This window comes from Terrabacter sp. FW104-15G4B, assembly GCF_058790095.1.
The window spans coordinates 83146-104421 of record NZ_JBYTCI010000007.1 but is presented as its reverse complement, the minus strand read 5'-3'; the positions used below and the strand labels follow the sequence as shown (position 1 = coordinate 104421).

The 21276-nt window shown below is 72.3% G+C and carries 22 protein-coding genes; 11 read left to right on the top strand and 11 right to left on the bottom strand.

Going from position 1 to position 21276, the window contains the following annotated elements; all coding sequences use genetic code 11:
* Positions 1-49: 49 nt before the first annotated feature.
* From AC3WRT_RS08060 to AC3WRT_RS08040, 5 genes are all read right to left on the bottom strand, one after another.
* Positions 50-850 (bottom strand): anti-sigma factor, encoded by an 801-nt coding sequence (locus AC3WRT_RS08060; protein WP_492720956.1) that lies wholly within the window; start codon positions 848-850, stop codon positions 50-52.
* Positions 847-1458 carry an ECF RNA polymerase sigma factor SigK gene (gene sigK, locus AC3WRT_RS08055; protein ID WP_492720955.1) on the bottom strand — a complete coding sequence of 204 codons (612 nt, stop codon included), beginning with the start codon at positions 1456-1458 and terminating at the stop codon, positions 847-849. Before sigK ends, AC3WRT_RS08060 begins: the two co-directional genes overlap by 4 nt.
* 46 nt (positions 1459-1504) lie before the next feature.
* Positions 1505-2170, bottom strand: a complete 666-nt coding sequence (locus AC3WRT_RS08050) for a fasciclin domain-containing protein (RefSeq protein ID WP_492720954.1) — start codon at positions 2168-2170, stop codon at positions 1505-1507.
* A gap of 110 nt (positions 2171-2280) precedes the next feature.
* Entirely contained in the window at positions 2281-3813 is a 1533-nt protein-coding gene (locus tag AC3WRT_RS08045) for a molybdopterin-dependent oxidoreductase (RefSeq protein ID WP_492720953.1), read from the bottom strand.
* Between the two features lie 215 nt (positions 3814-4028).
* The gene (locus tag AC3WRT_RS08040; protein ID WP_492720952.1) at positions 4029-5186 is read right to left on the bottom strand and encodes an ROK family transcriptional regulator; all 1158 of its coding nucleotides are present in this window, start codon (positions 5184-5186) and stop codon (positions 4029-4031) included.
* Positions 5187-5273: 87 nt separating this feature from the next.
* Here AC3WRT_RS08040 and AC3WRT_RS08035 point away from each other — a divergent pair, with 87 nt between their 5' ends.
* From AC3WRT_RS08035 to AC3WRT_RS08015, 5 genes are all read left to right on the top strand, one after another.
* Entirely contained in the window at positions 5274-6566 is a 1293-nt protein-coding gene (locus AC3WRT_RS08035; protein ID WP_492720951.1) for a DUF1479 domain-containing protein, read from the top strand.
* 213 nt (positions 6567-6779) lie between these two features.
* Entirely contained in the window at positions 6780-7919 is a 1140-nt protein-coding gene (locus tag AC3WRT_RS08030; RefSeq protein ID WP_492720950.1) for a polyprenyl synthetase family protein, read from the top strand.
* Positions 7916-9409, top strand: coding sequence for a phytoene desaturase family protein (crtI, locus tag AC3WRT_RS08025; RefSeq protein WP_492720949.1), 1494 nt, complete (start codon positions 7916-7918; stop codon positions 9407-9409). Before AC3WRT_RS08030 ends, crtI begins: the two co-directional genes overlap by 4 nt.
* Positions 9406-10311, top strand: a complete 906-nt coding sequence (locus tag AC3WRT_RS08020) for a phytoene/squalene synthase family protein (RefSeq protein ID WP_492720948.1) — start codon at positions 9406-9408, stop codon at positions 10309-10311. Before crtI ends, AC3WRT_RS08020 begins: the two co-directional genes overlap by 4 nt.
* Positions 10308-11357, top strand: coding sequence for a Rieske (2Fe-2S) protein (locus AC3WRT_RS08015; RefSeq protein ID WP_492720947.1), 1050 nt, complete (start codon positions 10308-10310; stop codon positions 11355-11357). Before AC3WRT_RS08020 ends, AC3WRT_RS08015 begins: the two co-directional genes overlap by 4 nt.
* Here AC3WRT_RS08015 and AC3WRT_RS08010 read toward each other — a convergent pair whose 3' ends face one another.
* From AC3WRT_RS08010 to AC3WRT_RS07990, 5 genes are all read right to left on the bottom strand, one after another.
* Entirely contained in the window at positions 11358-12851 is a 1494-nt protein-coding gene (locus tag AC3WRT_RS08010; RefSeq protein WP_492720946.1) for an FAD-dependent oxidoreductase, read from the bottom strand.
* Positions 12852-12952: 101 nt separating this feature from the next.
* Positions 12953-13837: a class I SAM-dependent methyltransferase gene (locus tag AC3WRT_RS08005; RefSeq protein ID WP_492720945.1), complete on the bottom strand. Its 885-nt coding sequence runs from the start codon at positions 13835-13837 to the stop codon at positions 12953-12955.
* Positions 13819-14205, bottom strand: a complete 387-nt coding sequence (locus tag AC3WRT_RS08000; RefSeq protein ID WP_492720944.1) for a lycopene cyclase domain-containing protein — start codon at positions 14203-14205, stop codon at positions 13819-13821. The genes AC3WRT_RS08005 and AC3WRT_RS08000 overlap by 19 nt, the downstream gene beginning before the upstream one ends.
* The gene (locus tag AC3WRT_RS07995) at positions 14198-14548 is read right to left on the bottom strand and encodes a lycopene cyclase domain-containing protein (protein WP_492720943.1); all 351 of its coding nucleotides are present in this window, start codon (positions 14546-14548) and stop codon (positions 14198-14200) included. The genes AC3WRT_RS08000 and AC3WRT_RS07995 overlap by 8 nt, the downstream gene beginning before the upstream one ends.
* A 45-nt stretch (positions 14549-14593) precedes the next feature.
* Positions 14594-15040, bottom strand: a complete 447-nt coding sequence (locus AC3WRT_RS07990; protein ID WP_492720942.1) for an SRPBCC family protein — start codon at positions 15038-15040, stop codon at positions 14594-14596.
* A 132-nt stretch (positions 15041-15172) separates the two neighbouring features.
* Here AC3WRT_RS07990 and AC3WRT_RS07985 point away from each other — a divergent pair, with 132 nt between their 5' ends.
* Positions 15173-15550: a YciI family protein gene (locus AC3WRT_RS07985; protein WP_492720941.1), complete on the top strand. Its 378-nt coding sequence runs from the start codon at positions 15173-15175 to the stop codon at positions 15548-15550.
* Positions 15551-15560: 10 nt separating this feature from the next.
* Here AC3WRT_RS07985 and AC3WRT_RS07980 read toward each other — a convergent pair whose 3' ends face one another.
* Positions 15561-16235, bottom strand: coding sequence for an HdeD family acid-resistance protein (locus tag AC3WRT_RS07980; protein WP_492720940.1), 675 nt, complete (start codon positions 16233-16235; stop codon positions 15561-15563).
* A gap of 172 nt (positions 16236-16407) precedes the next feature.
* Here AC3WRT_RS07980 and AC3WRT_RS07975 point away from each other — a divergent pair, with 172 nt between their 5' ends.
* The 5 genes from AC3WRT_RS07975 to AC3WRT_RS07955 are packed head-to-tail and all read left to right on the top strand — an operon-like array spanning position 16408 to position 21206.
* A complete protein-coding gene (locus AC3WRT_RS07975; protein WP_492720939.1) occupies positions 16408-17637 on the top strand; it encodes an ATP-grasp domain-containing protein in 1230 nt (409 codons plus the stop codon).
* A gap of 21 nt (positions 17638-17658) precedes the next feature.
* Positions 17659-18585 (top strand): type 1 glutamine amidotransferase family protein, encoded by a 927-nt coding sequence (locus AC3WRT_RS07970; RefSeq protein WP_492720938.1) that lies wholly within the window; start codon positions 17659-17661, stop codon positions 18583-18585.
* A complete protein-coding gene (locus tag AC3WRT_RS07965; RefSeq protein ID WP_492720937.1) occupies positions 18582-19733 on the top strand; it encodes an alpha/beta hydrolase-fold protein in 1152 nt (383 codons plus the stop codon). The genes AC3WRT_RS07970 and AC3WRT_RS07965 overlap by 4 nt, the downstream gene beginning before the upstream one ends.
* Before the next feature lie 13 nt (positions 19734-19746).
* Positions 19747-20475 (top strand): esterase family protein, encoded by a 729-nt coding sequence (locus tag AC3WRT_RS07960; RefSeq protein WP_492720936.1) that lies wholly within the window; start codon positions 19747-19749, stop codon positions 20473-20475.
* Positions 20472-21206, top strand: a complete 735-nt coding sequence (locus AC3WRT_RS07955; RefSeq protein WP_492720935.1) for a glutamine amidotransferase — start codon at positions 20472-20474, stop codon at positions 21204-21206. The genes AC3WRT_RS07960 and AC3WRT_RS07955 overlap by 4 nt, the downstream gene beginning before the upstream one ends.
* The last annotated feature ends 70 nt before the right edge of the window (positions 21207-21276 follow it).

Here is a 21276-nt window from a genome sequence, read left to right as displayed (position 1 = left end):
AAGCCGGGACGAGACTCGTGACCGCCCGTCCGTGGGCCGGCCACCGGCGTCAGGCGAAGGCGATGAGCGCCACCGGGTCGGAGGTGGGCTGGTCGGAGCCGCCTGCTGGCTCGACGGTGATGCCGGCTCCCTTGGAGTGGCTCGCGTCGCCGCTCAGCACGACGATCTGGTCGCCGCCGCCCGGCATCAGCCCCGCCGACGTCATGTGTCCCGTGGCGTCCTGCAGCCAGAGCTGGAAGACCTTGCCCGAGGGCGGCTGCGACATGCCCGAGGTGACGATGACGGCCTTGTGCAGGGAGTTGGAGCGCACCACCGTGGCGGTCGCACCCCCGGCGAGTCGCTGTCCGTGACGGGTGGCGTCGGGGGCCGCGAGCACCTGGTCGGCGATGGCCCGCTGCGGGTCCCTGTCGACCTGGCGCCACACGGTGAAGCCGCCGATGGCGAGCACCGCCACCGTGGCGGCCGCGACGACGACCCTCCAGCCGCGGGTGAGCCCTCGGGCGGATCGCGAGCGTCGCCGGTCGGCGAGGTCATCGGCCCGCTCGCCCTGCGAGACGCCCGGCTCGGGCCTGGACGAGGCGCGCCCGTCACCGGACTCCTCAGGCCGCGGGGCTGTGTGCGGCGGGAGCGGACGGACGGTGGAGATGTCGGCGAGCACCTTGGCCCGCAGCGAGGGCGGGGGTGGGACCTCGGTCAGGACCGACAGCTCGGAGGCTGCGGCGACGAGGCTGTCGACCTCCGCCTGGCAGGCGGTGCAGTCGGCGAGGTGGCGTTCGAAGCGGGCCCGCTCCACGTCGTCGAGCGCGTCCACGGCATAGGCACCCGAGAGCGCGTGGATGTCGTCGCTCACAGTGTCACCCCCAGCGTGTCTCGTAGTCTGATCAAACCATCGCGTATGCGTGTCTTGGCAGTCCCGAGCGGCAGGTCGAGCATCGTCGCCACCTCCGTGTGGGTGTATCCCGAGAGGTAGGCCAGCTCGAGGGCCTGCCGTTGGACCGGTGTCAGGGTCTCGAGCGCGCGGTGCACGCGCTCCGCGTCCAGCCGCTCGACGACGGCCTCCGCCGTGGAGTCGTGCGTGACGTCGTGGTTGCTCGCGCCGTAGCCCTCGTCGCGGTGGCGGGACGCCTCCGCCGACCGGACCCGGTCGACGGCCTTGCGGTGGGCGATCGTGAGCATCCACGAGAGCGCTCCGCCCTTGCCCGGGTCGAAGCGCGCGCTGTGCCGCCAGATCTCGAGGAAGACCTCCTGGGTCACCTCCTCGGACTGGGCGGGGTCGCGCACGACCCGTCGGACCAGGCCGAAGAGCCGGGAGGAGACTGCGTCGTAGAGCTCGGCGAATGCCGTCTCGTCCCCGGTCGCCGCTCTGCGGAGCAGCGCCTCCAGCTGGGCGGGGCGGGCGGTCCCCTCCGGCGACTCATCGCCGGGGGGGACCACCGAGAACCGAGACATGGGGTCCATTGTGTCGCCCGTCGTCGTGGTCTGCGTCGGCCTGGTCGGCGGACGATCAGGGCATCAGGACGCCGTCGATGATGTACACCGTGGCGTTGGCGGTCGGGACGTTGCCGCAGATGACCTTCGCGTCGGCCTTGCCCACGGTGAAGTCCTCCCCCGAGCCCTTGACCGTGATCGTGGTGCCGGCGAGCGTCTTGTGGTCGCCCGCGAGCTGGTCCGGCGAGAGCTTGCCGGCCACGACGTGGTTCGTGAGGATCTTGGTGAGGGTCGGCTTGTCGGCGAGGACCTTCTTGAGGTCGGCGGCCGGGATCTTGGCGAACGCGTCGTTGACGGGCGCGAAGACGGTGATCTCCGGAGCCGAGTTCAGGGTGTCGACGAGGCCGGCCGTCTTGACGGCGGTGACGAGCGTCGAGAGCAGCGGGTTGTTGCTCGCGGCCGTCGCAACCGGGTCGGTGGCCATGCCGTTGAACGAGCCCTTGCCGTCCTTCGGCACGGCCTGGCAGCCCTCACCGAAGACGGCCGAGGCGGCGTCCATCGACTCGGACGAGGTCATCGTCTCGGACGGCGTGCTGGTCATCGCGTCGGACGACGTGGCAGCGGGCGTGTTGGCGCCGGCCGCCGGCGTCGCCGCCTCGCTGGCACTGCTGCAGGCCGCGAGGCCAAGGGGCAGGGCGATGGCGAGGGCCACGAGTCCGGTGCGGGTCTTCATGCTCTTCATGTCAGTCACTCCTTGTGGCTGTTGTGTGCACGGTCATCGGGGATTCGGTGCTGCTCTGGCTCCGGATTGCTTCTGGCACAAGTTTTTCCGTCAGTTCGGGTCGTATGCGTTCACGTGACGGTCACGACGACCTCCTGGATGCCGCTCGACCCGCTGGGGAACGGCGTGGCCCGCTCGCTGGTCTGGGTCCGGCCTGCGCGGTCGGTGGCCCGGACCGAGAGCCGGTGCAGGCCCGGTGTCGCCTTCCATGGGAGGTACCACTGCCGCCAGTAGTCGTTGCCGACGTCTGGTCCGAGCCGGGTCTCCTGCCAGGGGCCGTCGTCGATCCTGACCTCCACCGTGCCGACACCGCGGTGCTGGGCCCAGGCGACGCCCCCGATGGCGGTCGTGCCGGCCGGGATGGTGGACAGCGGCGCGGGAGTGTCGATGCGGGCGCTCGTCTTGATGGGGGCGTCCGTCGCCCACTGCTGCTTCGTCCAGTAGGCCTGGTCGGCGGCATACGTCGTCAGGGTGAGCTTCGTCAGCCACTTGGTGGCGCCCACGAAGCCGTAGAGGCCGGGTGTGATGAGGCGGGCAGGGAAGCCGTGCGTGTCGCTGAGCTGCGCCCCGTTCATGCCGATGGCGATCATCGCGTCGCGCCCGTCCCGGACGACGGCGAGGGGCGTGCTGATGGTGAAGCCGTCGATGGCGGTGCTGAGCAGCTGGTCGGGCTTGCCTGTGGCGCCTGCCCGCTCGAGCACGTCGGTGAGCCGGACGCCCAGCCAGCGCGCGGAGCCGATGTAGCCGCCACCGACCTCGTTGGACACGCACGTCATGGTGATGTCGCGCTCGATGAGCGGCATCGCGGTGAGCTCCGCGAAGGTGAGAGTGAAGGGCTTGTCCACCATCCCGTCGACCTCGAGGGCCCACGAGTCGACGTCCACCTTCGGCACGACGAGGTTGGTGTCCACGCGGTAGAACGCGTCCGTCGGCGTCCGCAGCGGCGAGATGCCACGCACCGTCGCCTCGAGCCCCTGCGGCAGTGCCCGGGCTGGGTCGGTGGCTCGCGGGAGCGCGACCTTCTTGACCGCCTGAGCCCCGCTGCGCAGCTGGCCGCCGACGGCGGCGAGCACGGACAGGACGGTCACCCCGAGTGCGCCGGCGACGAAGCCGCGACGGCCCGTGCCGACGTCGTCGCGCAGGCGTGCGGTGGGCCGGTCGTCGTCGGGGGCGCCTTCGGTTGAGCGGGCCGGGGAGGTGAGCCACACGAGGGTTGCGACGCCGGCTGCCATGGCCACCACGGAGGGGAGGGCGTCGAGCGGACGGGCGGCGGGCCGCAGCAGGGCTGCGGCGCCGGCGAGTCCGGTCAGCACGACGATGACGCCGATCGCGACAGGCAGGTGCTTACGGGCCAGCAGGCCGGCGCCCGCGGCCAGCACCAGCGTCACGACGAGCACCGACCCCTGCAGGACCGCCTTGTCAGCGGTGCCGAACGTCGCGATCGCCCACTCCTTGACGGGCGTCGGGGTCAGGTCGATCACCGTCGATCCGATGGCGAGCACGGGTGACGACGCTGGAGCGAGGAAGCCCGCCACCAGGTGGCCGGCCGCGATGCCGGCGACCGCGGCGAGGATGCCGCTGAGGGCGAGTCGTAGGCGTGTCATGGGCGGTGGTTCGTCGCGACACCGCGTGACGGATTGTCGGCCATGGCTCTGCGGTGACCCAGCGATGAGTCAGCGACGACTCAGCGACGACTCAGCGACGACTCAGCGACGACTCAGCGACGACTCAGCGACTCAGTCGGTGGATCCGCAGGGTCGCCCACCAGGCTTGCGCTGTCCCGCGGCCGCGGCCGCAGCGCCCTGACGTAGCGCAAGGATCAACCCCGAGGCCCGACCTTGGTGTGCACCGCCGCGACGATGACCTCACGGAGCTGCTCCAGGGCTGCGGCCCGGGCGCCGGAGAGCTGCGGCTGTTCACCGACGACCGCGGCAACGACCGGCACCTGCCTCGGGAGGTCCGCGGATCGGCGACGCAGCTCGTCGACGAAGAGCCCGTCGCGACCCCAGGCGCCGCCGACGACGACCGCCTCGGGGTCGGCGAGCGCGACGGCGGCGTCCAGTACTCCGGCGACCGCGGCCCCCAACGCGCCGAGCGTCGGGTCGCCCTGCGGCGAGTCGGCGACCCTCGCGCGCAGCAGGTCGACGTCGATGGCGGTCGAGCCGGGTCGGCGCAGGCCGAGCTGTGCGAAGACCTCGGTGAGACGCGTGGCCCGACCGTCCCTGCCCTCGGTCACGAGGTGGGCAATCTCGCCCGCGAGCCCGGAGTGACCACGACGCACCTCGCCGTCGGAGACGACGGCGCACCCGAGCCCCTCGTCGAGGTAGAGGTAGACGAAGTCGGCCGAACCACCCACCCCTCCGGTCGCGCCCGCCGCCTGCTCGGCCCGTGCGGCCCAGTTCACGTCGTTGTCGACGAGCACCGGACCGTCGACGGTCGGGCCGAGCAGGGCGCGTGGATCGAGGTCACCGACGAGGAAGGGCGCGTCGGGGAGGTGCACGGGGCGACCGGTGTCGCGGTCGACAGGGTCGGCGACACTCACCACCGCCACCCGCGGTCGCTGCGACCCGCCGGAGCCGACCGCCGCGAGCGCCCGGGCGAGGGCGAGCGCGGCGGCGCCCGCCCCCGCATCCTGATCGAGGGGGACGTCGGTCGAGCACGCGACCTCGCCGAAGGCGTCGACCGACTGGGCGGCGACGCCGCGCGAGGTGATGCTGACGACGAGGGCGGTGCCGCAGTCGGGCGACAGGGCGTGGTACGAGCCGGACCGGCCCCGCCCAACGCTCCGCTCGCCGGTGTCGACGACGAGGCCGGCCGCGACGAGTCGGCGCACCGCCTCGGAGATCGTCGGCTTCGAGATGCCGGTGCGGCCGGAGATCTCGGCCCGGGTCAGCTGTCGGTGCTCCATCAGCGCCCTCAGCACGTGCTCCTCGGTCAGTGACCGCAGCAGGTCGAGGCTCGGCTTCGTGGACGGCATGCCCGCATCTTAGTTAAGACTCTTGCCCAAAGACCGCGAGCCGCGCTACGGTCGTCCTTCGTAAGGACTCCTCACCAAAGGACCCCCATGACCACTCCACACGTCAGCTCGACTACCGTCACCTTGCCGCACTGGGAGACGACACCCGACGACCTGCCGGCCGCCATCCGCGAGGTCAAGCGCGCGATCCGGGCCCGGATCGAGACCTCGGGCCGCACGGTCGACGAGGTCTTCACCGTCGTCGAGCAGCGCGTCGCCGAGCGCGTCGACGAGATCCGCGCCGACCGCGAGAGCGGTGAAGGTGTCTGGCCCGTCATCGACTACGCCGACATCGAGAACGGCACCGTGGCGCCCGAGCAGCTGGCCAAGCTGCGGCGACGCGGCTGCCTCGTCGTCCGCGGCCACTTCCCCCGCGAGCAGGCCCTCGCCTGGGACGCCGGAATCGTCGACTACGTCGAGGGCAACGCCTTCTTCGAGCACTACCGCGGCCCCGGCGACGACTTCTTCGGCAGCGTCGGCTCCAAGCCCGAGATCTACCCGATCTACTGGTCCGAGGCGCAGATGGAGGCGCGCCAGAGCGAGCGGATGGCGACGGTCCAGTCGCTGCTCAACGCGCAGTGGAAGCACGAGTCCGACGGCGTCACGTGGTTCGACCCCGATCGCGACTCGCTCTACCCCGACCGCATCCGGCGCCGCCCGCCGGGCGCCGACTCGAACGGCCTCGGCGCCCACTGCGACCCCGGCACCCTCGACCTCTGGATGACCGAGGGTTATCAGCGCGCCTTCCGGCACCTCTTCGACGGCAGTGTGGAGGCCTACGACCCGTGGGACGCCGCCTTCCGGACAGCGGGCCCGCAGTATCCCGGTACGACGATGTGCTCTGCCTTCCGCACCTTCCAAGGCTGGACCGCCCTGTCCGACATGTCTCACGACCAGGGCGTCCTGCACACGGTCCCGATCCCCGAGGCGATGGCTTACCTCCTGCTCCGCCCGCTCCTCGACGACGTCGCCGATGACGACATGTGCGGCGTGACGACCAACCAGGTCTTCCCGGCCACCGAGAAGTGGCACCCGCTCCTGCTCGAGGGACTCAGCGGCATACCCGACGTCCGGGCCGGCGACTCCGTCTGGTGGCACTGCGACATGATCCACAGCGTGGCCCCCGTCACGGACCAGCAGGGCTGGGGCAACGTCATGTACATCCCTGCGGCGCCGTGGTGCGAGCGCAACGAGCGGTATGCCGCCGACGTCCGCGAGGCGTTCCTCAGTGGTTCCAGCCCGAGCGACTTCCCGGAGGAGCACTACGAGCGCACCTGGGCCGACCGCTTCGGTCCGGACCGGCTCAACGCGACGGGCCGGCGAGGCCTCGGACTCGACTGAGCCCAGGGAGCCCGGCGGGCCGTGCCGGGAGGGTCCCCCGGACACAACGGGTATGGCCTGGGGTCGGATCTGGGGGAGATGAGGGCGACGAAAGAACCCATCTGCGGACACCGCAACGCAAGTGTGGACAGCGCCCTTGCCCTACCTTCGTTCGTGCCTCATGGTGGGTCCTGTGACGCAGACCCAGAGAGCCGCGCCACCACGGCCGGCCGCATGACCTCACAGTTGTCCACGCACTCCCGGGCGAGGCTCCGGGTGATCTCCAGCGACGGTCTCGAGTCGCAGGTCGGCGCGCACAGCCTCGCCGAGTCCCTCGCGCGCACGGACGAGCTCCTCGAGCAGGTGTGCGAAAGCCTTGCCGACCAATGGCGCTCGCGCTCACCGGAGGCCGCCGACCTGCTTCCCGCCGACTTCCCGCAGCTGCTCCACGGCTGGCTGCTGCCCTCGACGGGCAAGCGACTGCGTCCGGTCATGTGCCACTGGGGCTGGGCGGCGGCCCGCGGCGCAGCCCGCCGCCAGCACGACGACGTCATCGCCATGTGTGCCGCGCTCGAGCTGGTGCACCTCTTCGCCCTCGTCCACGACGACGTCATGGACCGGTCCGACTCCCGGCGCGGCCGCACGACGACCCACGTCGAGGCGGCCCGGGCCCACGTGGAGGCGGACGGTCTGGGCGACCCCACCCTCTTCGGTGACAGCGTCGCGATCCTCTACGGCGACCTCGCCCTCAACGAGGCGTGGGACCTCGCCGCCGGCTGCGCGCCGTCGCTGCGTCGCGCCTGGTCCGACATGCTGCGCGAGCTCGTGCAGGGCCAGCTGCTCGACATCACCGGCGCGGCGGCCCGCAGGCGTGACCTCGAGCGAGCCCGCCGGGTGGCCCGGCTGAAGTCCGGGGCCTACACGGTCCAGCGCCCGCTCCACTTCGGTGCGCTCGCCGCCGGCGCCGGCCCCGACCTGCTCGAGGCGCTCGACGTCTACGGCCGGCACCTCGGCGAGGCCTTCGCCCTGCGCGACGACGTCCTCGGCGTCTGGGGCGACCCCGACCGCACCGGCAAGCCCGTCGGCGACGACCTGCTCTCGGGCAAGCCGACCGTCCTGCTGGCGGAAGCCCGGGAGGTGCTGCCCCCGGAGCTGGCCGAGCGCCACCTCGGCGAGCACGGGTCCGTCACCGCGGAGACCGTCCCCCTGCTGCAGCAGCTGATGCTCGAGGCCGGGGTCCTCGACCGCACGGAGCGCCGCATCGCCCACGAGGTCGAGCTCGCCTCGGAGGCGCTCGACGGCGCCGACCTCGACCCCGACGCGGTCGTCGAGCTGCGCCGTCTGGCCCACACGATCGCCTGGCGCGACGCATGAGCGTCGTCGTCATCGGGGCGGGCCTGTCCGGCCTGTCCGCCGCGTGCCACCTCATCGGGCGCGGTCACGAGGTGACCCTCGTCGAGCGCCACGACGCCGCCGGCGGCCGGGGCCTGCGCCTCCGACAGGACGGCTTCACCTTCGACACCGGTCCCACCGTCATGACGATGCCCGACCTCGTCGGCGACGCGCTCGCCGCGGCAGGCTCGTCCCTGCACGATGCGCTGCCGATGCGCCTGCTCGACCCCGCCTATCGAGCCCGCTTCGACGACGGCAGCCAGATCATGGTGCGCCACGGCGTCGAGGCCATGCGCCAGGAGATCGCCGACACGTGCGGCAGCGTCGACGCGGCGTCCTTCGTCGACTTCGTCGACTGGCTGCGCAAGCTCTACCGCGTCGAGATGCCGAACTTCATCGACGCCAACTTCGACAGCCCGCTCGACCTGATGGCCCACCCGCGAGCCGCGGCCCGCCTCGTCCGGCTCGGTGGCTTCCGCCGCCTCGGCCCGGTGATCCGCGACTGGTTCCGTGACGAGCGCCTGCACCGGCTCTTCTCCTTCCAGGCCCTGTATGCCGGCCTGTCCCCGGAGAACGCGCTGGCTCTCTACGCGGTCATCACCTACATGGACAGCATCGAGGGCGTCTGGTGGCCCGAGGGCGGGATGGACGCCGTACCAGCAGCACTCGCTACCGCGGCGAGCAAGGCCGGCGCCGACCTGCGCTTCGGCGCCACCGTGTCGCGGCTCGTCCTCGACCGGCGGGGCGCGGTGGCCGGGGTGGAGCTCGAGTCCGGCGAACGCATACGCGCCGACGCCGTCGTGTGCACGCTCGACCTGCCGACCGCCTACGAGCACCTGCTGCCCCAGCTCTCGGCGCCGCGCGTTGTGCGCTCCGGCTCCTACTCCCCGTCCGCGGTCGTCTGGCACGTCGGGGCCCGCGGGCTGCCTGCCGAGGGCACCGCGCACCACAACATCCACTTCGGAGCCGACTGGGACGGCGCCTTCCGGGCGCTCATCGACGACCGCCGGCTGATGCCCGACCCGTCGCGCCTCGTCACGGTGCCCACCCTGACCGAGCCGGGGCTGGCGCCCGCCGGTGACTCGGTGCTCTACGTCCTCGAGCCGGTGCCCAATCTCTCGGCGGGCATCGACTGGGAGCGCGAGCGCGGCCCGATGCGCGAGCGGCTGCACGGCTTCCTCACCGCCAACGGCTATCCCGACGAGGTGCTGACCGAGGAGCTCGTCACGCCGCTCGAGTGGCAGCAGCTCGGGATGCACCAGGGCACGCCGTTCTCGCTCGCCCACACGTTCATGCAGACCGGTCCCTTCCGGCCGGGCAACCTCGACCGTCGCGTGCCCGGCCTCGTCTTCGCCGGCTCGGGCACGGTGCCGGGCGTCGGGGTCCCCATGGTGCTCGTCAGCGGGAAGCTCGCGGCCGAGCGCGTCGACGCCTACCTCCCCGGGACCCGGCCTGATCGGGGGCCGCGATGAAAACCACTGCGAGGCAGCTGGATCCGCTCCTCGTCGAGGGCTACCGGCGCTGCGCCCGCATCACTCGCGAGTTCGGCACCACGTACTACTGGGCCGCGCTGCTGCTGCCGCCGGAGCGCCGCCGACACGTGTATGCCGTGTACACCCTGTGCCGTCTCGCGGACGACATCGTCGACGACCTCGGCGCCACCGGACCATTGCGCGTCGACGCGACGTCGGCCGCCCTGCAGGACTTCGCCGCCGCCTTCCGGAAGGTGGCCGCGGGCGAGCCGAGCGACGACCCCGTTGTCGCCGCGATCGGTCACAGCGTGCGCACCTGCGGCATCCCCGACGAGTGCTTCGACCGCTTCTTCGGCGCCATGGAGCTCGACCTGACCCAGACGACCTACGAGACGTGGGACGACCTGCTCGGCTACATGGACGGCTCGGCGGCCGTCATCGGCGAGATGATGCTGCCCGTGCTGCAGCCGCGCTCGCCCGAGGCGCTCGCCCCGGCCCGCGCCCTCGGTCTCGCGTTCCAGCTGACCAACTTCCTGCGCGACGTCGGCGAGGACCTCGACCGCGGCCGGGTCTACGTGCCCCAGGAGGACCTGCGCCGCTTCGGCGTCGACCCCGCCGACCGCCGCGTGACCCCGGGGTGGCGGGAGCTGATGCGTTTCGAGCTGGAGCGCAACCGCGAGCTCTACCGGGAGTCCGACGCCGGCATACCCCTGCTGCCCGGACCGTCGGCCCGGTGCGTGTCCACGGCCCGCACCCTCTACGCGCGCATCCTCGAGCGCATCGAGGCCCGTGACTACGACGTCTTCAGCAGCCGCGCCCGGGTCCCCACCTGGCACAAGGCCGCGGTGTCGGCGCGCATCCTCGTCCTCGGTCCGGCCCAGTCACGGGAGGCCACCCCATGACCATGCGCTTCCTGCGCCAGACACCCGCCCGCGTCGGCGGCGACGTGCAGGCGCCGGCCCGGACCGAGCGACGCAGCCCGAACCCCTTGCGGCTGATGCCGGAGGAGCCGCGCGACCGGCTCGCCGGCACGTGGCGCGACGCGCGACCGGGCCGGATCAAGCGGTCGTTCCTCGACGCCCAGGGGCGCAACCCGGGTGGCTGGCACGTCGTCGGCGCCTCCTCCGAGCTCGGCTCGACCCGGTCGGTGGCCCGCACGGTCGGTGACCGCGAGGTGGTGCTCTGGAGGGCGACCGACGGGAGCCCGCTCGCCGGTCCCGGCACCTGTCCGCACCTCGGGGCGCTGCTCGACGACTGCGAGGTCATGCACGACGAGGTGTACTGCCGCTGGCACGGCCTCGCCCTGGGGCCGGGTGTGCGTCGCGACTGGCTCACCTACCCCGCGCACGATGATGGCGTGCTCCTCTGGGTGCGGCTGCCCACCGACAGCGAGCCGCCGACCGACGCCCCCACCTTGACCGCCCGGCCGCCGAGCGATGCGTCGTTCGCGACCGTGGTCTCGCTTCGCGGGACGTGCGAGCCGTCCGACGTCATCGCCAACCGGCTCGACCCGTGGCACGGCACGTGGTACCACCCGTACGCCTTCAGCCACCTGCGCGTCGACGACGCCGCCTCGTCGGACGATCGGCTCGTCGTCGACGTGGCCTTCCGCGTGACGCGGAGGTATGCCGTGCCGGTGCGGGCCGAGTTCACCTGCCCCGACGCGCGCACCATCGTCATGACCATCGTCGAGGGCGAGGGTGAGGGCAGCATCGTCGAGACCCACGCGACGCTGCTGGGCCACGACCGGTCCGGCCGACCGACGACCGTCGTCACCGAGGCGACGATCGCCCACTCCGAGCGCAAGGGCTTCGGGGTCGCCCGCGCCCTGTCGCCGCTGCTGCGGCCCGCGGTGGCCTCGACGGCGCGGCGGCTCTGGGTCGACGACCTGGCGTACGCCGAGCGACGGTGGCTTCTCCGCGACCGCGGCGAGACGTTCGGCTACTGACTATCTGGGGTCACCGAGCGCTCGGCCGACGGTGCCGAGGGCCTGTCGCAGCGCGTGCGCGACCGGCTGCCCGCGCCCGCGCATCGGGACGGTCCACAGGTCGTGGCCGGGCAGACCCCGTTGGGCCAGAAGGGCGTTCGCGGCAAGCCAGCCGGTCGTGGCGGCACGCTCCATCAGGGCGACCGGCAGCTCGCACCGCACCCCGTCGCCGGCGAGCACCACGTGCGGGTCGGGCGTCACGACCCCGGGACGGTCAGCCCACGGGTCGATGCCCGCGAGCGGGCAGTCCTGCGACAGCAGCCACTCCTCGTGCAGCACCGCAGCGCCCCCCAGCTCGGGGTGGATCCGGTCCAGCTGGCGACGCAGCTCCTCCCGCAGGGACGCATCGTCGCTGCCCGGCGACACGGCATACGCGTGCAGCTCGACGATGCAGCCACCCGAATCCTTCGCCCACGCAGCGGCGCCCGCCTCCATCTGGTCGACGAAGGTGACGTTGTCGAGCGGGCCGTAGCCGCTCGTCCCGAGGAAGAGCGGCGTGCCGTCGTCCGGCTTGCGGTCGAGCCAGAGCCGCCACACCGCGAACGGTGGAGCGGTGCGCTGGCCGGCGAGGCGGTCCCGCCAGGTGGGGCAGCCGAGCCACGTCGCGCCGTCGACGAGCCGCTGGAGCGCGGCGCGGTCGGTCGCGAGCACGACGTCTGTGACCGTCAGCGAGCTGCCGTCGTCGAGCCCGGCGCGTATGCCGTCCGCCGACCTCTCGAGGCCCGTGACCGACGTGCCGGTGCGGAGGTCGGCGCCCAGCCCGATGAGGTGCTGAGCGAGGGGCTGCCACAGGGCAGTGTCGTAGTCGTCGTCGGGCACGTCGAAGAGCAGGCCCTCGGCCGAGCCGGTGAAGTAGGTGTGGAACATCGCGACGAGCTCGCCGCCGGAGAAGTCCGACGGGTGGGCGAAGAAGCTGCGGGCGAAGACCTCCAGGGCCAGGTGCCGCGCCTGGTCGGGGAAGCGCAGCCGGTCGAGCACCTCGGCGGCGCTGACCCCGTCGAGCTCCGAGTAGGTGTCGGGAAAGCGGACGTCGAGCAGCCCGAGGGCGGCGCCGACGTCGACCTTGCGCAGGGCCGACACCGGGAAGCTGGGGCTGCGGGCGACGAACGCCGCGATCGACAGCGGCGGCGTGCGCGGGATCCCGGCGAAGGAGTCGGTCGGGCCGTCGGCCAGGGTGAGCGGGTAGTCCGGGACCGGCGTCAGCCGCTCGAGTCCCGGGTCGGCGCGGCGGAGCAGCGACCGCAGGTTGTAGTACTGCCGGAAGAAGGCGTGGAAGCCCCGGCTCATCGTGGCCGGCCCGTGCTCCCCGGTCGTGACGGGCCAGGAGCGCACCCGACCCCCGAGGGTGGACTCGCGCTCGACGAGGATGACGTGGACACCGCGCTCGGCGAGGCCGGTCGCCGCCGCCAGACCGGCGATGCCACCGCCGACCACGAGCACGGGGCCGGGCGCCACGTCGCTCGGACTCCTTTGCGCTGCAGGGGCGCTCGGCGGGGGATGCCGCTCGGCGCGAGGGTCGAGCCCCGGCCGCCAGGAGCCGGCTCGCCGCAGACCCCTCACAGGGCACCGGCCGTCGTGCTCGACGCGGTGCGGGAGGTCGTGCCGGCGGCGGTGGTGCTGCTCGGTCTGTCGACGTCTCCGGCATGGCCGACGACACTGTGCACGGTGCCGCGCTGCCAGCCCGGCACCGGCACGGTCCTCACCCGCTCGAACCCGGCTGCGCGCAGCCGCTGCTCGAGCTCGCTCGTGGAGTCCATCTGCAGGACGCTGCGCCACAGGTAGCGGTAGAGGCCCGTGCGGCCGGAGGTGAGCCGGCCCAGGGGGATGATCGCGCCCCAGCAGACGAGGCTCCACAGGACGGCCGCGACCCGCCGCCCACGCACGGAGTACTCGTGCACGACGAGGACCCCGCCGGGGCGCAGCTCGGCCCGGACGGCACGCAGGAGGGCGTCACGGTCCGGCACGTTGCGCACGAGGTAGGCGGCGAGCGCCCCGTCGAGGCCGCCGGCGGAGCGGGCTGAGTCGAGCTCCGGCTGGGTCGCGAGGTGCTCGGCGCGCCCGTGCGCGAAGGAGACTCGGGACGGCCACACCTTGCGACGAGCCGCAGCCAGCATGCCGGTCGAGCCGTCGATGCCGATGACGTGCGCCCGCGCCGCGTAGCCCTGGGCAGTGGCCGGGTCGTCCGCGGGCTCGGTCGCCCGCACCAAGGCGGCGGTGGACGCGCCCGACCCGCACCCGAGGTCGAGGTAGTGACGCGGCCGGACGGCATACGCCCCTGCGTCTTCCGGCATGGAGGACCGCACCGCGTCGACGAGCACGCTGGCGGACGACTGCAGCTGACGGTGGTAGCCCGGGCTGAGGCCGACCAGGAGGTCGTAGCGGCGGGCGACGCCGTCGAAGGCGCCGGGGACGTCCTCGCGGGCTATCCCTCGGTCTGCCATGCGTCCTCCTCGCCCCTCCGGCGCCGGGCCTCGGTCGTGCTCCCCGTCTGGTCCTGGGCGCGCACCGCTCGCCGCTGCTTGGCACGCTCCCACAGGATGATGACCCCGGCCACCATGGCGAAGCCGAAGAGGTAGTCCTCGACCGGCACGTCCCACGGCCAGCGGACGCCGAGGTGCTGCTCGGGGGCATACAGCACGATGGGTGCGCTGAGCTTGGTGAGCCAGCCGTCGACGAGCACCTGGAAGGCGAAGACGATCGCCATGGCGCACCAGAACTGCGCCTTGGCGAAGACGCGCGTGCCGGACCACCGCTCGAGAACGATCGTGGCGAGGACGGCCAGGACCGCCAGCGCGGTGTACTCAGGCATCTGCGGGCCCTCCGCGCGAGTCACGTCCCCGCAGCCGGGCGAGCACCCGCCCGACCGCCTCGTAGGTGAGCAACCCGCAGATGGGCACCACGATGAAGAAGACGAGCTCCTCGATCGGCATGCCGCCGGGCAGCTGCAGGCCGGTGACGTAGGCGGCGTTGTAGCTCCAGTGATTCCGCCAGATGCCGACGAGGTCCCACACGGAGAAGACGACGACGATCGGCACCAGGGCGGTCACGAGCAGGGACGGCCGCCGGTAGACGCGGGCGCCGAGGACGAGCTCGAGCGGCAGGGTGACCGCCAGGCAGCCCGCCATGAGGAGCAGGTACTGGTAGCGATCCACCGCCAAGGCCTCCACTCGTCGCCGCTCCGCGGGTCTGGCGCCAGCCTAACCTCGGCGCTCCAGCAGCCGCCGCAGGGCGGTGGCGTATGCCGTCCGGGCCACCCGGGCGACCACCCGGTCCAGGGCGCGGGGCACCCCCGTGACGCCGATCTGCTGGGTCCACACGACGCTGGACCCCGACGGCGAGGGTGTCACGTCCAGCTCGATGGAGCCACGGACGACCTTCCCCTCCTTGTGGATCCGTACCTGTCCTGCCGTGTCCTCGGTCGGCGCAGTGATCGAGTCGACGACCATGACGTCGTCGAAGCCGAGCGGGCCGATGCCGGTGCGAGCGACGAAGCGCGAGCCCGGGACGAGCCCGCCCGCCGACATCACCTCACCGGTGACGGTCGTGAGCGGGATGACCGCCGTGTGGGCGCGCAGGTCGAGGACGCGCCGCCACGCCTCGGGCGCGGGAAGGGGGGAGTCGAGCCGAACCTCGAAGTGGGCCATGGGCCCAGTCTGTCGGTAGGGGGCAGTCTCCATGTCTCCTCTTTCGGGAATCGAAGTGTCGAGGATGGCCGCCGCCGACCGACGTGGTGGTGGAGGCTGTGACCGACCGGCCCGCGACCCAAGGAGAGATCCATGCGCTACCTCATGATCCACAAGATCGACGAGTCCCGACCGGAGGCCTGGAACCCGAGCCAGGAGTTCCAGGACGCGATGGGCTCGCTCATGAGCGAGTACGCCGAGTCGGGCGTGCTGCTCGCCGCCGAGGGCGTCACGCAGACCAAGGACGGCGCCATCGTGCGCAAGACCGAGAAGGCCGGCGTCACCGTGACCGACGGGCCGTTCAGCGAGGCCCGCGAGGTCATCGGCGGCTTCGCCCTGGTGAACGTCGAGAGCAAGGAGGAGGCCCTCGAGCTGGCGCAGCGGTTCGTCTCGCTCTTCGACGAGGTCTCGGTCGAGGTGCGCCGCGTCTTCGAGTTCGAGGACCTTCCCGACCCGGGCGCCGCTGGCTGATCCAGGCCCGTCAGGCGGTGGCCGGCGCCGCCGTGCTGCCGGTGCTTCCGCTGCCGGCGGCGCGGCGAGCCATGAGCGCCGTCACGAGCTCGGCGATGCCGATGATCACCAGCACGATGCCGGCGAGCCGCGTCAGCACCAGGAGCGTGGGCCCCGGATAGAACGCGACGACGAGCCCGCCGAGGATCGAGATGGCCCCCGTGACGATGAGGAAGACGCGGGCGCCGGTGCTGCGGTCCGAGCCGAAGCCGTGGGCGATCGCTGCGATGCCCTCGGCGATCCAGCCGATCGCGATGAAGATGGCGAGGACGAGGAGCGAGGTGCCCGGCCGGAAGAGGCAGATGACGCCCGCGACGATCGAGAGCGCGCCGAGCCCGATCGAGACCGGCCTCAGCCAGCCCGGCTCGCTCGGCAGCGCGCGGCTCACGGAGATGCGCACCGCCCCGGCGACGATGAGCTGCAGCCCGAACATGATCGCCACGACCAGCAGCGTCGCCTTGGGCCAGACCAGGACGATGACCCCGAGGACCACCGAGATGATGCCCACGGCGATGAGGGCGCCCGACCATCCGGCCGGGGGTGTGGCGGACGACCACGAGCTCACGGCCTCCCGGCGCGTCTTCGGCGTCTGGGATGCGGGATCGGTCGGGTCGGGTGACGCTGCGTTCGGGACGGGACTCGACATTGCTTCCTCCTGAGGGGTGAGCTGGTGCCCGAGGTGCGACAGCACCAGTCTCGTCCTCAACCGCCCGCGGCGTCCGGTTTTCCCGCACGAACCGGCTGACGGCATACGCCGGCAAAGCCGGCACGGGCGCCAGCCGTGGCGAGCCCCCCGGGGGGCGTATAGCGTCGGGCGCGTGAACATCATCTTCGTTGAGCCGTCGTTCCCGGCGAACCAGCGTCGCTTCGTGCACGCCCTCGCCTCGGTGGGGGCGAACGTCTACGGCATCGGGGAGAGCGACGAGTCGCACCTGGGCGACGACGTGCTGGGATCGCTGCGCGGCTACTACCGCGTCGGGTCGGTGACCAACGTGGAGCAGATGGTCGAAGCGGTCCGCTACTTCCAGGACAAGGTGTGGGTCGACGCCCTCGAGGCCACGGTCGAGGCGCACACGATGCCGGCCGCGCAGGTCCGCGAGGCGTGCGGCATCCCCGGCACGAGCGTGCGCACCACGTGGCTCTGCCGCGACAAGCCGTCGATGAAGGAGGCGCTGCGGGAGGCCGGCGTGCCCACCGCGGCCAGCGCCGCGATCGAGTCCGCGGCCGAGGCCCGCGCGTTCGCCGAGCGCGAGGGCTACCCGCTGATCCTCAAGCCGCGCGCAGGCGCCGGCGCCCAGGGCACGGTCCGGGTCGACAGCGACCACGAGCTCGAGCAGGCGCTGCAGGGCTACGCCGGGGAGGGCGCGACGTCGATCGCCATCGAGGAGTTCGTCGAGGGGCACGAGGGCTTCTACGACACCATCACCCTCCAGGGCCGGGTCGTGCACGACTGGGCCACGCACTACTACCCCAACGTCCTCGAGGCGATGCGCCAGCGCTGGATCTCCCCGCAGTTCATCACCACGAACCGCATCGACGAGCCGGGCAACGCCTTCTACGCCGAGGTGCGCGACCTCGGCCGCCGGGTCATCGAGGTCCTCGGCATCGACACGTCGGCGACGCACATGGAGTGGTTCTACGGCCCGAAGGGGCTGCGCTTCAGCGAGATCGGCGCGCGACCTCCCGGCGTCGGCGCCTGGGACCTGTACTCCGCCGCCAACGAGGTCGACGTCTACCGGGAGTGGGCGCACGTCATCACCAACCGTGCGCCCGAGCAGGCGATGAGGCGCACGTATGCCGCGGGCATCGTCGCGCTCCGCCCCGACCGTGACGGGTCGATCACCGGCTACTCCGGCATCGACGAGATCCAGGCCCGCTACGGCGAGTGGGTCATGGACGGGCACTTCCCGCCGGTGGGCCACGCCACGCAGGCGGTCGAGGCCGGCTACATGGCCAACGCGTGGCTGCGGGTGCGTCACCCCGACTTCGACACGGCCCGGGCCATGCTCGACGACGCGGGGCGCACGATCCACGTGCACGCCGGCTGACGGCGGCTGGGTTCTCGCTCGATGTCGACGACGATCCTGCTCGGTCCCCAACGCTTCACGACGACGGTCGGCTCCGTCGTGCGCTCCCTCGGGGTCGAGGGCCGCGTCGCCATGGTCAACTCCGGCTGGGAGGAGCGCGAGTCCGACGACGCGGAGCTGTCGGGCCTGCTCGACGGGCGCGGCGTCAACCTGCGCCTGCACCACCGGATGCTCGACGTGCTCGCCAAGGACCGGGCGCTCGCGGCCGCGGCGCTCGCCTTCCGCGACCGGGTCGACGAGCTGCGCGCCTTCTACGGCATCCGCCTGCAGGCCGCGATCGACGCGGTGCAGGCGGTCGCCCACCGCACGTCGCTGCACGACCTCGGACCGGTCGCGGAGGAGGCTGCCGTCGAGGGCGTGCGCGACGTCGACCGGTGGTATGCCGCCCAGCTGGCCGAGCTCTACCGCTCGCTCCGCGACGGCGCGGCGCCGGACGAGAGCGGCATCATCGGGTGGCACAAGGGCGAGATCGGAGCGGTCCTCGACGAGTGCCGGGCGGTCGTAATCGCCGGGGGCAACGTGCGCACGCTGATGTGGACGCTGCGTCTCTTCGACGTGGCGCTGCGGCCCGAGCAGTCGGTGGTCGCCTGGTCGGCCGGTGCGATGGCGCTGACCGACGAGATCGTGCTCTTCCACGACTTCACCCCGCACGGGGTCAACGCGGCCGAGGTGCACGACACGGGGATCGGGCGGCTGCCGGGCGTCATTGCGCTGCCGCACGCCAAGCGCCGGCTGCGGCTCGACGACCGCGACCGGATGGCAGTGCTCGCCCGCCGGTTCGGCGACCACCGGCTGCTCCTGCTCGACGACGGTGCCGTCGTCCGCTTCCACCAGGGCAGGACCGAGCCGCCGGCGGGCGCCCGCTTCCTCGACCGATCCGGCCAGGTCACCGTGGTGGGAGCCGCATGAGCGCCATGGAACGGCTCGCCGTCAACACCCTGCGCGACCGGCTGCCCCTCGACGGGCCGGCGATCGACCGCTTCCTCGAGCGCTTCGGCTGCCCGATCATCGAGGGCGAGCGGGCGACCTTCCTCTACCGTGGTGACGTCGACGAGGTGTGGGTGCGCCACCGCGTCGTCGGCCTCCCCGATCCCTTGCCACTCAGGCGGATCGGCGACTCCGACCTGTGGGCGGTCACGACGGTGCTGCCGGAGGGGTCGCGCGTCGAGTACCAGATCGAGATCCGCAAGGGCGAGAGCTACGAGCGCTTCAACGACCCGCTCAACCCGCGGCTCGCGCACAGCCCGATGGGGTCGTCGTCGGTGTGCGCGGCCGTCGGCTACCGCGTGCCCGACTGGGTGGCCCTCGACCCGGAGGCCCGCCAGGGCACCCTCGTGGAGGAGCAGATCCGCAGCAAGGCGCTGCGCCGTGACCAGCCGGTTCAGATCTACCTGCCGGCCCGCTTCAACCGCGCTCAGCGCTACCCGCTCCTCGTCGTGCACGACGGCACCGACTTCCTCGAGTTCGCGGCGATGAAGACCGTGCTCGACAACCTCATCCACCGCCTCGACGTCGACCCGCTCGTCGCCGTCTTCGTGCCGCCCCGCGACCGGCTCAAGGAGTATCCGAACCACGCGCCGCACGCCCGGTTCATCACCCGCGAGCTCGTGCCGCTGCTCACCGGGCGGCTGCCCCTCATCGACACCCCGGAGGCCCGCTGCCTCATGGGCAGCTCCTTCGGCGGCATCGCCGCGCTCTCGACGGCCGTGCGCTACCCCCGCTTCTTCGGCTCCCTGCTGCTGCAGTCGGCCTCGCTCGTCTTCACCGACATCGGCTTCGACCACGGCGGCGGCCCGGCGTTCGACCCGGTCGTGAAGTTCGTCAACCGCTTCCGGGAGAAGCCGTCCGCGGTGGTCGACCGGATCTACATGTCGTGCGGCGTCTACGAGCCGCTGATCAGTCCGAACCGGTCGATGGTCCCCGTCTTCCGACACTCCGGCATGAAGGTGCGCTACACGGAGGCACGCGACGGCCACAACTGGGAGAACTGGCGCGACCGCCTCGGCGACGGCCTCTCCTGGCTCTTCCCCGGGCCCCAGAAGTTCGTCTACGAGTGAAGGGCAGGACCGTATGAAGGTGACCGACCGGTGGTACTCCGACCGTCTGGGACAGGACCTCACCGTCGCCAGGTGGGGCACCTTCGGCGCGCCGGTGCTGCTCTTCCCCACCGCGGGCGGTGACGCGGAGGAGGTCGAGCGACACCGGATGATCGCCCACCTCGAGCCGCTGATCTCGGCCGGCCGCGCGAAGGTCTACTCCGTCGACAGCATCGCCGGGCGTGCCCTCGCGGAGGGCCGCGGCACCCCGGAGCACCGTCTCGCCCTCTTCAACGGCTTCCACGAGGCGATCGCCCGCGAGGTCATCCCGGCGATCCACTCCGACCTCGGCGGCCAGCAGCAGCCGGTCACCGTCGCGGGGGCCTCGATCGGCGCCTTCAACGCCCTGGCCATCACCTGCCGCTACCCAGAGCTCGTCCAGTCCGCGGTGTGCATGAGCGGGACGTATGCCATCGAGCAGTTCCTCGGCGGACACGTCAACGACGACCTCTACTTCAGCTCGCCGCTACGCTTCCTGCCCGGGCTCGAGGGGCCGACGCTCGACCTGCTCCGGACGCGGATGATCGTGCTCGCCTCGGGCAGCGGCCGGTGGGAGGACGTCGGCGAGTCGCGCGCCGTCGCTGACCTGCTCGGCGCCAAGGGCATCCCGAACCGCGTCGACGACTGGGGTACCGCCTACGACCACGACTGGCCCACCTGGTGGGCGATGCTGCCGCTCTACCTCGACGACCTGCTGCCGTGAGTGGCCGGCCCTTCCTGGTGCTGACCTCCCGCGTCGACGACCTGCTGGCCGACCAGGAGCGGGCGGCCTTCCTGCGCCTGACCGGGCTCACCGAGCACGACGTCGTGCAGGTGCGCATGGAGCAGGGGACCTTCCTGCCCGTGGACGTGACGGCATACGCGGGGGTCGTGCTGGGCGGCAGCCCCTTCACGGTGAGCGAGCCGGACTCGGCGAAGTCCGACACCGAACGGCGGGTCGAGCAGGAGCTGACCGTGCTGCTGCGCGAGGTGCTCGAGCGGGAGGTGCCCTACCTCGGGCTCTGCTACGGCGTCGGGGCGACGAGCCTCGCGCTCGGCGGCGTCGTCGACCGGACGTACGGCGAGCCCGTCGGCACCACGACCGTACGCGTCACCGACGCGGGTCGGGACGACCGACTCTTCGGCGCGCTGCCCGACACCTTCACCGCCTTCGTCGGCCACAAGGAGGCGGCCACCGAGCCGCCGCCCGGCGCCGTCGTCGTCGCGACCAGCGACCCGTGCCCGGTCCAGGCCTACCGCGTCGGGACCTGCGGGTGGGTGACCCAGTTCCACCCCGAGCTGGAGGTCGAGACCTTCGTCGAGCGCATCCGGGCCTACGCGCACCTCGGCTACTTCCGCCCCGACGAGCAGGACGCCATCATCGACGCCGTGCGGGCGGCCGACGCCTCGGCGGCGCACGACGTGCTGCGCCGGTTCGTCGCCGAGTTCGGATGAGCGGTCGGGGATCGGGGGAGCGGGAGGGTCGCCGGGAATGTGGAGCGAGCCCTGTGCCGGGAGACGTAAT

Bases quoted from the DNA above. Each gene is read 5' to 3' on its own strand.
- sigK (WP_492720955.1), bottom strand. From the start codon at position 1,458: ATGGACCCCATGTCTCGGTTCTCGGTGGTCCCCCCCGGCGATGAGTCG.
- AC3WRT_RS08050 (WP_492720954.1), bottom strand. From the start codon at position 2,170: ATGAAGAGCATGAAGACCCGCACCGGACTCGTGGCCCTCGCCATCGCC.
- AC3WRT_RS08045 (WP_492720953.1), bottom strand. From the start codon at position 3,813: ATGACACGCCTACGACTCGCCCTCAGCGGCATCCTCGCCGCGGTCGCC.
- AC3WRT_RS08040 (WP_492720952.1), bottom strand. From the start codon at position 5,186: ATGCCGTCCACGAAGCCGAGCCTCGACCTGCTGCGGTCACTGACCGAG.
- AC3WRT_RS08035 (WP_492720951.1), top strand. From the start codon at position 5,274: ATGACCACTCCACACGTCAGCTCGACTACCGTCACCTTGCCGCACTGG.
- AC3WRT_RS08030 (WP_492720950.1), top strand. From the start codon at position 6,780: ATGACCTCACAGTTGTCCACGCACTCCCGGGCGAGGCTCCGGGTGATC.
- crtI (WP_492720949.1), top strand. From the start codon at position 7,916: ATGAGCGTCGTCGTCATCGGGGCGGGCCTGTCCGGCCTGTCCGCCGCG.
- AC3WRT_RS08020 (WP_492720948.1), top strand. From the start codon at position 9,406: ATGAAAACCACTGCGAGGCAGCTGGATCCGCTCCTCGTCGAGGGCTAC.
- AC3WRT_RS08015 (WP_492720947.1), top strand. From the start codon at position 10,308: ATGACCATGCGCTTCCTGCGCCAGACACCCGCCCGCGTCGGCGGCGAC.
- AC3WRT_RS08005 (WP_492720945.1), bottom strand. From the start codon at position 13,837: ATGGCAGACCGAGGGATAGCCCGCGAGGACGTCCCCGGCGCCTTCGAC.
- AC3WRT_RS08000 (WP_492720944.1), bottom strand. From the start codon at position 14,205: ATGCCTGAGTACACCGCGCTGGCGGTCCTGGCCGTCCTCGCCACGATC.
- AC3WRT_RS07990 (WP_492720942.1), bottom strand. From the start codon at position 15,040: ATGGCCCACTTCGAGGTTCGGCTCGACTCCCCCCTTCCCGCGCCCGAG.
- AC3WRT_RS07985 (WP_492720941.1), top strand. From the start codon at position 15,173: ATGCGCTACCTCATGATCCACAAGATCGACGAGTCCCGACCGGAGGCC.
- AC3WRT_RS07980 (WP_492720940.1), bottom strand. From the start codon at position 16,235: ATGTCGAGTCCCGTCCCGAACGCAGCGTCACCCGACCCGACCGATCCC.
- AC3WRT_RS07970 (WP_492720938.1), top strand. From the start codon at position 17,659: ATGTCGACGACGATCCTGCTCGGTCCCCAACGCTTCACGACGACGGTC.
- AC3WRT_RS07965 (WP_492720937.1), top strand. From the start codon at position 18,582: ATGAGCGCCATGGAACGGCTCGCCGTCAACACCCTGCGCGACCGGCTG.
- AC3WRT_RS07960 (WP_492720936.1), top strand. From the start codon at position 19,747: ATGAAGGTGACCGACCGGTGGTACTCCGACCGTCTGGGACAGGACCTC.